Source organism: Sphaerothrix gracilis Ecp01, from assembly GCF_030405905.1.
In the GTDB taxonomy this organism is placed as follows: domain Bacteria; phylum Cyanobacteriota; class Cyanobacteriia; order Phormidesmidales; family Phormidesmidaceae; genus Sphaerothrix; species Sphaerothrix gracilis.
The window spans coordinates 44,573-56,925 of record NZ_JASATW010000032.1 but is presented as its reverse complement, the minus strand read 5'-3'; the positions used below and the strand labels follow the sequence as shown (position 1 = coordinate 56,925).

The 12,353-nt window shown below is 50.7% G+C and carries 15 protein-coding genes; 8 read left to right on the top strand and 7 right to left on the bottom strand.

Features of this window, described 5'->3' with window-relative positions; translation table 11 throughout:
- The first annotated feature begins 569 nt into the window (after positions 1-569).
- Together QJQ48_RS24145 and QJQ48_RS24140 are read left to right on the top strand one after the other, a co-directional pair.
- Entirely contained in the window at positions 570-1,181 is a 612-nt protein-coding gene (locus tag QJQ48_RS24145; protein ID WP_346293808.1) for a Uma2 family endonuclease, read from the top strand.
- Positions 1,182-1,267: 86 nt separating this feature from the next.
- Positions 1,268-1,912 carry a Uma2 family endonuclease gene (locus QJQ48_RS24140; protein ID WP_346293810.1) on the top strand — a complete coding sequence of 215 codons (645 nt, stop codon included), beginning with the start codon at positions 1,268-1,270 and terminating at the stop codon, positions 1,910-1,912.
- A 413-nt stretch (positions 1,913-2,325) separates the two neighbouring features.
- Here the strand turns inward: QJQ48_RS24140 and QJQ48_RS24135 are convergent, their stop codons facing one another.
- Positions 2,326-2,766 (bottom strand): hypothetical protein, encoded by a 441-nt coding sequence (locus QJQ48_RS24135; protein WP_346293807.1) that lies wholly within the window; start codon positions 2,764-2,766, stop codon positions 2,326-2,328.
- Between the two features lie 255 nt (positions 2,767-3,021).
- Here QJQ48_RS24135 and QJQ48_RS24130 point away from each other — a divergent pair, with 255 nt between their 5' ends.
- Positions 3,022-3,249, top strand: a complete 228-nt coding sequence (locus QJQ48_RS24130; protein ID WP_346293806.1) for a hypothetical protein — start codon at positions 3,022-3,024, stop codon at positions 3,247-3,249.
- A 65-nt stretch (positions 3,250-3,314) separates the two neighbouring features.
- A complete protein-coding gene (locus tag QJQ48_RS24125) occupies positions 3,315-3,920 on the top strand; it encodes a Uma2 family endonuclease (protein ID WP_346293809.1) in 606 nt (201 codons plus the stop codon).
- Positions 3,921-3,983: 63 nt separating this feature from the next.
- Here QJQ48_RS24125 and QJQ48_RS24120 read toward each other — a convergent pair whose 3' ends face one another.
- The 3 genes from QJQ48_RS24120 to QJQ48_RS24110 all read right to left on the bottom strand — a co-directional run bounded on the left by QJQ48_RS24120 (position 3,984) and on the right by QJQ48_RS24110 (position 5,080).
- Positions 3,984-4,151 (bottom strand): hypothetical protein, encoded by a 168-nt coding sequence (locus QJQ48_RS24120; protein ID WP_346293805.1) that lies wholly within the window; start codon positions 4,149-4,151, stop codon positions 3,984-3,986.
- A 9-nt stretch (positions 4,152-4,160) separates the two neighbouring features.
- Positions 4,161-4,337 carry a DUF4278 domain-containing protein gene (locus QJQ48_RS24115; protein WP_346293804.1) on the bottom strand — a complete coding sequence of 59 codons (177 nt, stop codon included), beginning with the start codon at positions 4,335-4,337 and terminating at the stop codon, positions 4,161-4,163.
- Between the two features lie 365 nt (positions 4,338-4,702).
- Positions 4,703-5,080 carry a hypothetical protein gene (locus QJQ48_RS24110; protein ID WP_346293803.1) on the bottom strand — a complete coding sequence of 126 codons (378 nt, stop codon included), beginning with the start codon at positions 5,078-5,080 and terminating at the stop codon, positions 4,703-4,705.
- A gap of 316 nt (positions 5,081-5,396) precedes the next feature.
- Between QJQ48_RS24110 and QJQ48_RS24105 the strand changes: the two genes are divergently transcribed.
- Entirely contained in the window at positions 5,397-6,209 is an 813-nt protein-coding gene (locus QJQ48_RS24105; protein ID WP_346293802.1) for a sigma-70 family RNA polymerase sigma factor, read from the top strand.
- Between the two features lie 13 nt (positions 6,210-6,222).
- Here the strand turns inward: QJQ48_RS24105 and QJQ48_RS24100 are convergent, their stop codons facing one another.
- Together QJQ48_RS24100 and QJQ48_RS24095 are read right to left on the bottom strand one after the other, a co-directional pair.
- On the bottom strand, positions 6,223-7,839 hold the full coding sequence (locus QJQ48_RS24100) for a protelomerase family protein (RefSeq protein WP_346293801.1): 1,617 nt from the start codon (positions 7,837-7,839) through the stop codon (positions 6,223-6,225).
- Positions 7,840-7,948: 109 nt separating this feature from the next.
- Complete coding sequence (locus QJQ48_RS24095) at positions 7,949-8,551, bottom strand: ParA family protein (RefSeq protein WP_346293800.1); 603 nt, start codon at positions 8,549-8,551, stop codon at positions 7,949-7,951.
- 193 nt (positions 8,552-8,744) lie between these two features.
- On the opposite strand from QJQ48_RS24095, the gene QJQ48_RS24090 reads away from it, so the two are divergent.
- Together QJQ48_RS24090 and QJQ48_RS24085 are read left to right on the top strand one after the other, a co-directional pair.
- Complete coding sequence (locus QJQ48_RS24090; protein ID WP_346293799.1) at positions 8,745-9,632, top strand: S1 family peptidase; 888 nt, start codon at positions 8,745-8,747, stop codon at positions 9,630-9,632.
- A 20-nt stretch (positions 9,633-9,652) separates the two neighbouring features.
- Positions 9,653-10,789 carry an ISAs1 family transposase gene (locus QJQ48_RS24085; protein ID WP_346293798.1) on the top strand — a complete coding sequence of 379 codons (1,137 nt, stop codon included), beginning with the start codon at positions 9,653-9,655 and terminating at the stop codon, positions 10,787-10,789.
- Between the two features lie 302 nt (positions 10,790-11,091).
- Here QJQ48_RS24085 and QJQ48_RS24080 read toward each other — a convergent pair whose 3' ends face one another.
- Positions 11,092-11,469: a hypothetical protein gene (locus tag QJQ48_RS24080; protein ID WP_346293797.1), complete on the bottom strand. Its 378-nt coding sequence runs from the start codon at positions 11,467-11,469 to the stop codon at positions 11,092-11,094.
- Between the two features lie 200 nt (positions 11,470-11,669).
- Between QJQ48_RS24080 and parA the strand changes: the two genes are divergently transcribed.
- Positions 11,670-12,347 (top strand): ParA family partition ATPase, encoded by a 678-nt coding sequence (gene parA / locus QJQ48_RS24075; protein ID WP_346293796.1) that lies wholly within the window; start codon positions 11,670-11,672, stop codon positions 12,345-12,347.
- Positions 12,348-12,353: the final 6 nt, after the last annotated feature.

The window sequence follows — 12,353 nt, the reverse complement described above, 5'->3', positions numbered from 1 at the left end:
GTTTAAGGCGTCTCAGGCGCAACCTGTTCTATCTATAATAAACATGTTCAAATGTATAAATTTGTATAACATGTTTTATACGCGCAAACGCCTCTAAATAATACAAGTTGTTTACGCACAAGCAACTTGTATTAAAATTGCCCATTCAATGAGAAGAGAACATGTTAATACGATCGCTGAAAGGTAAGCGAACATAGGGCGATCGCCTATAACGTCTCCATAACGTCTTTGTAATAAGTAAGCTGGCTCTTTGTTTGATAAAAGATAAGCGATCGCTAGCTGTTCTTGAGACACGAGCGTAGTATCGCTCTGAGAACCTACTCAAAAGCGCTAAACGGCAATATCTCTGTCGAATATCTTCAAGTGCGATCGCCCAAAGGAATAAAGAGCTAGGGTTCAGAGCATTAGCCAGCTTAGATCACCGAGAGTTAGGAAGATCCCACTTAGCCTGATATTGGACAGTAGTATAAGAAGCTGGCACATTTGCTCTGATGCAGCGCTAGTCAATCAGAGCGTTACACTAAAACCATTCCCGTAACCTTTATCCTTTAACGAGGTCGCCAGTTGCTATGACTCAAGCGATCGCTCAGCCTCTCAGCTTTCTAGATTTTCTAGAAGCTTGTCCTGATGATGGTAAACGCTATGAACTGGTCAATGGTCAGCTTGTTCAACTGATGGCAACCCGCGCCCACGATGATGTTGCGGACTTTATCTACGATGCGTTTCGCGAGCAGGTTAAGCACAGCCAGCTTAACTATAAAATCAGCCGCTTTGCCTCTGTGAAAACAACTCGCGATGATGGTTTAGTCCAAGGGCGAACGCCAGATGTAAGCGTGATCGATAAGGATCTGTGGACGTCTGACCCGAAGGCGTATGCAGCTTTAGAAGAACCGATTCAACTAGCGGTTGAAGTCAGCTCAACCAACTGGCGCGATGATTATCTCTACAAGCTGGCCGAGTATGAAGCGCTCGGCATTCTGGAATACTGGATTGTGGACTATCTGGCGATTGGCGCAGCTCGCTATATTGGTTCTCCCAAGACGCCTACGATTTCCATCTATACGCTTGAAAATGAAGAATATCAGCTGCAGCAGTTTTGCGGCAGCGATCGCTTGGTGTCTCAAACTTTCCCCGCGCTAACCTTGACAGCGGCAGAGATTGTTGGAGCGGCGGGAGCGTAGGCAGGCGATCGCATCAATTCAGCCAGCAGGCTGGTTACTATTAGAACAGAGCATTGAGTTTACTAGACTCTGCAGGTACTCCCCTCATGATTACGCTTCAGCTTCAACAATTGGATGTTCCTTCAGGTCAACGGCTGCTCATTCGCAATTTAGACTGGCCGCAATTTGAGCGTATTTTAGAAGAACTGGGTGAAACCCGCGCCTCGCGGATTGCCTACAGTCACGGCACGTTAGAAATCAGAATGCCTTCTCCAGAGCACGAAGTTGATAAAGAGCTATTGGGCGATCTGGTTAAGATTTTGCTAGATGAGCTAGAAATTGACTGTGAGTGTTTTGGCTCCACCACCTTTCAGCAAGCCGCTATGGAGAGCGGCATTGAACCTGATCAGTGCTTTTATATTCAGCATCAGGCGCAAATGCGCGGCAAGCGGCGTGTTGACCTGAGCATTGATCCGCCGCCAGATCTAGCTATCGAAGTAGATGTTACTTCCAAAACTCAGCTTGATGCTTATGTAGCACTGGGCGTGCCTGAACTCTGGCGCTATGAGAAAAATCGGCTGAACATCTACACGCTGCAGGCCGGAGAATATCAATTAGCCATTACCAGCCCGACCTTCCCAGCCCTGCCCATTCTGGAGCTGGTCGCGGAAGTCTTTGAGCAGAGCCTTCAGAGCGGTAGAAGCCCTGCTTTGCGAGCTTTCCGCAAGAAGATTCTCCAAATGATTGATTGAACGGCTCTGCCGAATACAAGGTTATGAACCAACCATCATCTGTACCCCCCATGAACCCTGGGACGCAGGAACTTTGAAGCGACCCTATCGCGGCGGAAGTACGGCAGCTAGAGCGCTTTAGATAAATTGCTACCAGCAAAGTATCTAAACCGTATTTTGAAAGTATTTCAGCCGCGAGGCCGATCATGCCCAACAAAATAATCCCGCCGATCATGCCTCCTGGTCCCAGCAGGGCTAGAGCGGCTGTAATCGCGGCGGCTCCGGTTAATCCAGTCGTTGCCATCATAATGAGCAGAACAATGACTGGCAAACCAAGCCCTGCAGCTTTGTGTACAAACTCATCCATCTTATAAAACCTCCGGTAGGGATAGGCGATCGCACCTGCACTGCCACACTTCGTTGACCCTATTGGGCTAGAAAAATCTTGCTCTATCACCGCAAAGACTGCCATCAAATGCATACTGCCAGGAGAAGCTACAGCAACCTTGATAGGCCAAACCAGAGCAGTCGTCGCCAACGGCATAGCAGGCTGTTAGTACATCTGTAGAAACAAAGACCACTGGCGTATCAAAAAACGCCGTTGCTTCAGGATCTTGGGCCGGATAATCCTGCTCTGTCCACATCAATAAAAACCACGAGCGCTTGTCCTCAGCCACCCAGGTTTCATAAGTGATGCCAGCACTGTCACCTGAAGTTTTCATAGCGAAGCCAGCAGCTTCCAAACCAGAGATAGATTGGGCAATCGCGGCTGTGTTGTGGGTAGTGTTAGTTTCTAGCTGACGAGTGGCCGCCTGCATTGAACCTGTTAAGGCTAAAGCGATCGCAGAAGAAAGCAGCGGAATAGCAGTTCGCATCGTAGCAAGATATATGAGATTGATCTCTGTATGCCCATTTCTTGCGTAAATACGACGATTTTGATTTGACGTGAATTGATTTTTTGCCAAAAGTAAAGGTGTTCTAATGCTCTAGCTGTGACAGAGATACAACAGCTACGCGATTGCTACACGGCGTTGTTTGGTTATGATCTGCAAGCGCTATACCAAGTTTTGAAAGCACAGGAGCAAAGCAGCGATCGCCGCACTGCAAAGTATCTCTAACGCTCTCACCACTTGCCTCCGCGAGATCGCAGCTTCGGCTTGCTCAACGGTGGCCTGAACACGGGCGATCACGGCGGCGTCTTCAAGGTAGCTGGGGTAGAGCGGCTGAGTGGCCGGTGGCAGCGGGGCGCTGATGGTGGAGGTTTGCAGCCGTTCGAGAAGGAAGCAAACAGTCTTTTATCGACAATGAAACGAGTGGGAATGAGAGACAATAGAAGCACAGGGCGATCGCACTATTGAGCTTTGGCTTAGTCTCTAGGCGATCGCAAATGCAAAGCTTACAAGCCTTGTTGGGAGTTATCTCCATGACTTACACGCAAGCTAAAACTCTTTCTTTTGAAGCGTTCATTGCTCACTATGGTGATGACTCTCGCTACGAACTGATCGATGGAGAACTCCGAGACATGGAACCGACCGGGCCACATGAAGCCGTTGCAGGCAAAGTCGCAGGCTGGCTCTATTCTGAAATTCTCCGACTCAATCTCCCTTGGTTCATTCCTAAAAACTGTCTGATTAAACCGCCTGCGGCTGAAGCAACCGCTCTCAGGCCCGATGTGATTATTCTCGATGAAGACAAACTTCCTCAAGAACCACTCTGGCATCGCGAGCCCATCATCACCAATGGCAGCACCATCAAGCTAGTTGTTGAAGTGATTAGCTCTAACTGGCAAGATGACTATGCTCGCAAAGTTGAAGAATACGCACTGCTCGGCATTCCTGAATACTGGCTTGTCGATTTTCGTGGCCTGGGTGGAACCGCTTTTATTGGTAAGCCCAAACAACCTACTTTCACGCTCTGTCATCTCAACGGGGATGAGTATCAGCAGCGGCAGTACAGATTGAAACAATCTATCGCTTCACCGCTATTCCCTGAATTGAAACTCGCCTTGGACGATGTGCTCCCTCGATAGTGCCTAGCCTCAAAATAAAGGCGATTGCGGGCTGTTTCCGTAACAACACAGCATCGTCTGGCACTAGAAAATTTCACTCGTGACACGCCTCAACAGCGATCGCTGACATGACTTATAGGTCAGCGATTGAGCAAAAGAAGGCTCAGGAACTGCCGGAGAGCGATCGCCTATCCCTACAAAAAAGCTCCAGCGATCGCTGGAGCCGGAGGAGGAAGGGTTTGATCTGACCAAGCTAAAAATTTAATGGCTGTAGCGAACACCGCGATAGGTTAGCTCTACCGGCTGTCGCCGCTGCAGGGTCTGCACTTGGCGAATGGTGAAGTGATGACCTAGAAAGATACCGGGCTGCTCTGAAACAGTGGTTTCTAAGCTGGGGGCTGTTGTTTGGTAGCTTTGACCGCGATACTTCAATTGCATGATTTCAACTCCTAGAATGGGGGACTTGTTTGAGGTGTTCTGTTTCACCTGTTTAGAACTTCAGGGTCGGCTCCGCCTTTTACCATCGTTTCCCTGTGACATTGAGCAGATAAGCGTGTGTTTCTGGTTACTTGGGGTCATGACTTAGCGCACATCGCTGATTGAACTGGGCAAAGCCGCGATCGCCTCTCTACCCTCACAAAAAAAGCCCTAGCCATAGAGACTAGAGCCTTGATGCGGCGATGATTGAGACAAGGAGCCGCGCATCAAGCTGGTTAGAGACGAAAAAGCCCCCGCTGTTGAGTCGCTGGGGGCTTTTCTCTGGTGGGCGCGGCGTGTGACTCGAACGCTAGCCGATGAAAGGCTTAAATGGCTTTGTTGTTCAGGTGGTCGCGGCGCAGCTGGTCAAACTTGGTTTCTTCCTTATTGTCCAAGTGCTCAGAACGCAGCTGGTCGAACTTATCAGTGGACTTGCTCAGGTTCTCACGACGCAGGCGGTCGAACTTGGAGAAGTCTTCTTTGTTGTTCAGGTGGTCGCGGCGCAGCTGGTCAAACTTGGTTTCTTCTTTGTTGTCTAAGTGTTCAGAGCGCAGCTGATCGAACTTATCCGAGGACTTGTTATCGAGATGCTCTTGGCGGGCCTGGTCAATGCGGCTGGCTGATTCGGCGGTGATGGCCTGGGCCGGAGAGATAGCTGCGGCAGAGAGGGCAAGAGAGAAGATAGCGAAGGTGATGCGTTTCATGATTTAGCTCCTTAGTTTGCGTTTTTGACTTCAATCATCTTGAGTCCTACTATGCAGGCTCTCTCTGAGACTTCTCTGACTCCAACCTGAGAATGACTTAATGGCTAACTGAGAAGTCTGAGAGTAAGCTGACTGGCGGCTCATGTGTCTAAAGGTAGGCAGCAATAGGGCAGATTTCGGGTAGCTCAACGGCTGCTTCGGGCGATCGCCGCTGTAAAAGTAATTCGTAATGGCAGTACTCTTTGGGCTTAGTAGGGCTCTAAGCCTCTATCCTGATAAACACTACTGAGGTCTCAATCACTTTCTGCTCTGGTCTATGGCTAACGACATCATTCGCGATTTCCTGATTCAGGCCGGTCGCTTTCCTTTGCTCAAGCCCCATGAGGAAATTGAGCTGGCTAGGCAGGTGCAGCAAGGCTCTCAGCAGGCTAAACGCCGCATGATTGAGGCCAATCTCAGGCTGGTCGTCAGTATCGCTAAGCAATATACGGAGCGCAACTTACCCCTTGAAGATTTGATTCAGGAAGGGACGCTCGGTCTTGCCCGCGCGGTCGAGAAGTTTGACCCTGATAAAGGGTTCAAGTTCTCGACCTACGCTTACTGGTGGATCCGCCAAGGGATTACCCGCGCTCTCTCGCAAACCAGCACGACGATTCGATTACCGATTCATGTGCGCGAAAAGCAGAGCAAGGCCAAGCGGCTTTACCGCGATTTCTCCCAGCAGCAGGGCCGGGTGCCGACAACAGCTGAATTTGCCCAACTGCTGACCTCAATCGGCTGGTCTTTTGATGAGTGGCAGCAAGCTCAGCAGCTTCACCGCACTGCTAGTCTCAATATGCGAGTGGGCGATAGTGACAATAATGAACTAGGCCACCTCATTGCTGATGATGCTGATGTGATGGCGACCTTGGAGGCTTGGGATCGCCCTCGGCAGATTCAAAGTCTTTTTCAGGCGGCTGACCTCTCTGAGCGAGAGCGGACTATCGTTATGCTCAGATATGGACAGGAACTGAGCTTCCAAGATATCAGTCAGCGTTTTCAGCTCAGCCGTGAGCGGGTTCGGCAAATCTGTAACCGCTCTATTCAACGTATTCAGGAAGCTCACAGCGCAGAATTGAGCTCTAGTTAGCTAAAGGTGCTAGCTAACTAAAGTAGCTTTCTGGCCATTCATATGCCCCATAGGCGTCTTCATTCCACTTGATGACTGATAGGTCTTTGCCGACGTTCTGGCGGTAGGTGTGGCCTTGGGCTGCGCTGTAGGCTTCTAGCTCATCGTTGTTCTTCACCCACATGTTGATGGCTTGCACGTTCCCTTTTGCAATCTTGCGCAAGGAGCCGGCGTTGATGGCAATCTGCTCTTCTAGCGGTCTACCAGCGTTATACTCCTGGATGGCTTCGACGCTGCGGCGCAGGCGCTCTTCAAAGGCTCCCCGCTTTTTGCTGCTAATCAGGTCGGCGTTGGGGGTGCTGCGGATGTCTTCAACCGGCGATCGCCTCGGTTTAGTACCTTCGGGGTAGAGGTGGATGAGTTCTCTGCTGGAATATTCTTCAAGCACTTCGATCCGCTCTTCGGCGGCTTTCAGGCGTGCGCTGAGCCGTTCGTTTTCGGCTTTGAGCTTTATAGTCTGTTTGGCCAGGGCGATCGCTTCAATGACGTTCTCTTTGGTGCTGCCAGTACCGAAAAGGGTTTCTAGATCGTCGATGATTTGTTGGTCAAGGGTAGGGCGTTTAGTGATGCGGCTCTTGGGCTGGATTTTGAGGGGAGCGTCTTCTCTGAGGCCCTTAGTCGTGACTTCGCGGCCTTGAGCATTTATGCAGTAGTAGTCGTCGTAGTTGGCGGCGGTACCTTTGCTGTCGTGAACGAGTTGGAGTTCGACGAAGCGTTGGAGCTTTTGGCCTTCGCTGCCGTAGAGGTGATAGCCAATATTGGTGCCAGCGGCTCTGAGGTTGTGGGCGCTCAGTTCAGTTTCGGTGAAGGGTGGGGCGATGATGGTGCCGTAGACGCGGTTGACGGCCCGGTTGATCGTGCTGTTTTTGCGGCTGTCAATTTCGGCGGGGCGGGCGTCTTTGAGGGTTAGAACATTGGGGTCGCGGCGGACGCGGTTGAGGGCGTCGATAAACAGCATGGTGTCGGTGAGGCACCAGATCTCGGCGGTGACTTTGCTGCCGCGCTTTTTCAGGGTGGTTTGGATGTGCAGGCGGTATTTGGAGAGGGCTTTGAATTCGGCGAGCTGCAGGATGTCGCTGGGGCGGGTCTGGGAAGCCATCAGCAAGCCGGCGACGACTTCTCGCCAGTCTTTGGAGTGGAGAGCGCTTTCGGTGGCGGCTAGGGCCGCGTCCATGTCGAAGGGGGTGGAGTTATCTTGATCCGTGTCGGTTTTGGTTTTGTTCTGCTGGCGGCGGACTTCGTAGTCCTCTGCCGGGGCCATCATCAGGTTCAGCGCTAGGTGTTGCGTGATTAGGCCCTTGGAAGTTTGGCGCTGAACTAGCAGGGCATCAGGGATCTTTCGCTCGGCAAAGCAGGCTTGGATCGCTTTGCGGTAGGCGCTCATGTAGGTGGTGCGGGCGCTGGCGCCGCTGTAGTGCGCTAGAAACCAGGCCAGTTCGTCATCACAAATCTGCTTGACGGTTTCAGGTTTAGTCGCTTGCACTAGCTTGGCCAGAAACAAACAGATGTGGTGCTGCACTTCTGCGTTGGAGCGTCTCAGACGGGCGTATTGTTTGAAGTCTTCGACGCTTTGGGCGGTGGCAGTAGGCATATACTCATGTTCTATATGTGGCGCGTCTTTATTGTATAGAACATGTTCTTCGTTTTCAAGTTGAGGAACTTGTCTTTGACGTTTGTTTCTCAGCACCGCGTCGAACATGTTAGACATGGCTCACGATCTCCTTGCCTAAGGCCACATATTCTCCCCAGGCGATGCGGGCATTTTCATCGGTGACATCGTAGACGGGGACGCCTTTGAGAGCCGCTTTTTGGTAGGCGACAAAGCGGCGAATGCCTTGTTTGAAGACCGGGATGCCGACGCTCTTGAGGCCGCTTCTGGCCTGCTCGGTGGTGCTGCGCTGGCGGCTGTCAATCATGGTGAGAACGACGCCGTAGCGTTTGAGCGTCGTCAGGCTATCGACGGCGTTGAGCACCGCTTCTATAGCCATTGAGTCTACCGTACAGGGCAGCACTACCAGATCGGAGCCTTTGGAGAATTCTTCAATATCGGCTTTATCTGGGTTGCCTTCGGTATCGATGACAATATGTTCCATTCCCTGGGAGGCTCTGGGAGCTGACATCAGTGAGCAAACCTCAAACGGCAGTTGGCCGCGTTTGCTGACGCCGAGGCAAAACTGGTTTGGATCCCCGTCAACCACTAGAACCCGCTCTGACTTGAGCGTCATGCTGAAAAAGGCCGCTAGGTGCAGGGCGGTCGTCGTCTTGCCGATGCCTCCTTTGAAGCCGGCAACTGTAATTATCATGTTTTACCACAAATAAAACATGTTCTCAGTATAGAGGAAATCAAAAGGAAATAAACAAAGGGCGATCGCTCTCTTGGTTTCTTCGTCAAGAGCGCGCCTGTTTTTTCTCTAAATTCTGAGCGATGAATAAGCTTTATCAGCCTAGAAATACTCTCTTACAAAGGCAATTTGTTCTAACTTGAGGATCTTGTTTGTGAGGAAAGCCACGTTCGCCGCTCTAGTCTCTGCTTCAGCTCTAGCTGGCCTCCAGCTACCCGGTCTGGCTCAAGTAGATGAAACCATTAAGTCAGGGCCTGAAATCAATCAAATTTCTCAGGAAACAACACTGCTGATTATTGGGGTTGAAGGCAATAACAGGGCGCATGGTTCCGGCTCTTTAATTGCTAAAGAGGGCGATCGCTGCGTAGGGGTAACCAATGCTCATGTTGTCGCTTTTGAGGATAGCCGAGACTTTGAGTTTGCAGTCAGAACCGCTGATCGTGAAATTCATCCTGTCAGCGAGATTCGTGCTTTTACTCAAGAAGACCTAGCCCTAGTTGTCTTCGAGTGTGAGCAAGATTACGAGCCTATTCCACTAGCAACTTATCAGCTCTCACCTGGACAGGATGTGTACCTCTCCGGTTGGCCAGCAGACTCAACTCCAGACGGTAGCTACGTCAGACAATTTACTAGCGGATCGATCTCGACCTTATTGGATCGACCCGTGAGCGGATACCAGGTTGGCTACACTAATGTGACAAACAGTGGAATGTCGGGCGGCCAAGTTTTAGATGCTGCTGGTCGCCTAGTTGCAATTCATGGTGTAGGGGCGATTCAAGATGCACGGGGAATCGCAGCACGGCTGAACGTTAGTGAAAGTGTGGCCTCTGAGCTAGCCGATAAAACGGGTTTCAACTATGGCATTCCAGTGACGACCTTTTTGGCAAGAGCATCTCAAAGTGGTCTCAACTATCCTTTCAATATTGTTTACTCAGCACCGCAAAACCCTGCTAACGGCCCCGTTGCTCAGGGAGACTATACTTATCAACCAGATGCCAGCAGGGCAAACGCATACTCGAAGATAGGTGATACTTCAGGATAGCTGTTGAGACAGAAAAGCCGATGAATGTCCCCATCACTGAGTCAGGGTCGCTGTTAGCCCACTTCGAGCGGTTAGAGGATCCCCGCGTCGAGTATCTAGTAGAGCATCGACTGATAGACATCATTGCGTTGACGATATGTGCCGTCATCTGCGGTGCCGATAGCTGGGTAGAGATAGAAGCTTATGGTCATAGCAAGGCTGAGTGGCTCAAAAGCTTTCTATCTCTACCAAACGGGATACCCTCGCACGACACCATCAGTCGTCTGTTTGCGATGCTGGACCCAGATCAATTGCAAAACAGCTTTGCCAGTTGGATTGAGGCGATTGCGCAGCTAAGCGAAGGCGAGGTTGTGGCAATAGATGGCAAAAGCGTGCGCCGTTCCTACGACCGAGGCAAAGGGAAAGGGGCAATTCACATGGTCAGCGCTTGGGCTAGCGAAAACCGCTTAGTGCTCGCTCAGCTCAAAGTTGATAGCAAGTCCAACGAGATCACAGCTATCCCCCAGTTGCTGAAGGTGCTCGACCTCAAAGGCTGCATCGTCACCCTTGATGCAATGGGGGCACAAACGGCTATTGCCCAGCAGATTGTCGCACAGGGGGCAGACTATATCCTCTCGCTCAAGGGCAATCAGGGGCACCTGCACGAAGATGTTGAGCAGTTGTTTGAGTGGGCTAGCCGGCAACAGTTTGAGGGCATTGCCCACGAGTACTATCAGAGCCTCGATAAAGGGCATGGTCGCATCGAGATTCGGCGTCACTGGCTGCTGGAGTCGGTTGAGCACCTCATTGGTGCTGAGCGCTGGCAAGGACTCAAGCGCGTCGGCATGATTGAGTCGCAGCGGCGTATTACTGGCAAGCCTACCACCGTTGAGCGTCGTTACTACCTGCTGAGTCTAGAGGGCGATGTCAAACGCTTTGCCCTAGCAGTCCGTAGCCATTGGGGCATTGAGAACCAGCTTCACTGGTGTTTGGATATTGCTTTTGATGAGGATAACTCGCGTATCCGTTCAGGTCACGCACCAGAAAACATGAGCCTGATTCGGAAGATCGCCCTCAACTTGCTCTCTAGAGAGTCCTCTGTCAAAGTCGGCAAGAAGGCTAAGCGCCTCAAAGCCGGTTGGGACAACGACTATCTGCTCGAAGTCTTAACTGCTTGAGCATGCGTTTTCCCTGCAGATGCCAGCGATCGCCTTGACTTTAACAATGTCTTGAGCAACGTCACGCAGACATTAGACACCTTAGAACATGGCATTGGCACCGTTTGTCGATTGTTTGGGTGCTAAGTCTTAGCTGTACAAACTTTAAAAGGGCGATCGCTTGAAGTTTTGCTAAGCCCAAGATTACAGGAGAGGCTTGGCACATGAGGCGTTTACGCCCTTTAAGGCTTTTAGCTTAGTAGATTGATATAGCAATTCAAACAATTTGCATACTATATAAATAGTAAAAACAGTATAAACAGTTAATTCGATTCTCGCGGTCGTCCAGTTTTGACTTTTTCAAGGTCTTGGACAACAGAGCAAAGGTCTTCATCGCATAGGTATGTGAGGGCGTGCAAGCCTGCGCGGATGACTTCGCTTTTGTTGGCGCTGATGGCAAGTCCTAGACAGCGCTGCTTGAGCTGGGCGATTAGCTCATAGTCATCGGGTGGAAGGCTGAAGCTGTCGCGGATCACTTTTTGCGATCGCGGTTTGGTTGTTTTCGGCTGAGGGGAGCTTTCTGGTTCTGCGATAGAAGTCTTGGGCTGGGAGGACTGGCTAGTCTGAGTGCTTAGCAAACTTTCGGCTTTTTCAAAGCGAGAACGAACGGCTTCGTCTTCAGCCTTAAGAGACTGTGTCATGCGGGACTTCATGCTGGGCTTGGGCATTGTGTTTTGAGCGTTGAAACAGTTTTGAAGATATATACAATTAATACCGTATATACAGTTTATACGGCTGCAGCATCAAGAAATTGAGCGAAATAGATATACGGTATAGACTTTATAAATCGTTTTAACCATAAAAACCGTATATACGGTTAAAACCATTTAAGCCATAAACAATGACAGCGAAGATTATCACTATAGCCAACCAGAAGGGCGGCTCTGGCAAAACGACGGTCAGTATGCAGCTTGCTGGCACGATCGCTAAGCGTGGCTACAAAGTCTTGGTGGTGGATGCGGATCCACAGGGTACGGCTACGCGGTGGGCGGCTTCAGCGGATGATGAACTGCCTTTTCCAGCGTCGGTGGTAGGGCTGAGTGCGGCGAGTGAAAAAGTGCACCGAGAGGTCAAGAAGTTTATTGGTGATTATGAGTTCATCTTGATTGACTGTCCGCCAGCGGCAGATTCTCCGGTGCCGCAAAGTGCTCTGCTGATTGCCGATTTGGTTTTGGTTCCGGTGATTCCTTCGCCGCTGGATATGTGGGCAGCGGTGGGGATTAAGCAGGTGATTTTTAATGTCAGCGACTTGAATGAGGCGCTGCAGGCGCGAATTGTGCTGAATCAGTGTCAGCCGAATACAACGCTGGCTAAGGAGACATTAGAAATTTTGCCTGAGTTTGGTATTAAGCTGGCGCAAAGTCAGCTTCGGCACAGACAGGTTTATCGGCAGTCAGCCGTGTTTGGGCAAACGGTGCAAAATTTTGGCAGCAAAGCGGCAGCAGCGATTGACGAGGTGAATGCGCTGACTGATGAGGTATTCAAGCTTCTTGGCGTTAAGCAAAAACGATTAAAATAGTAAATA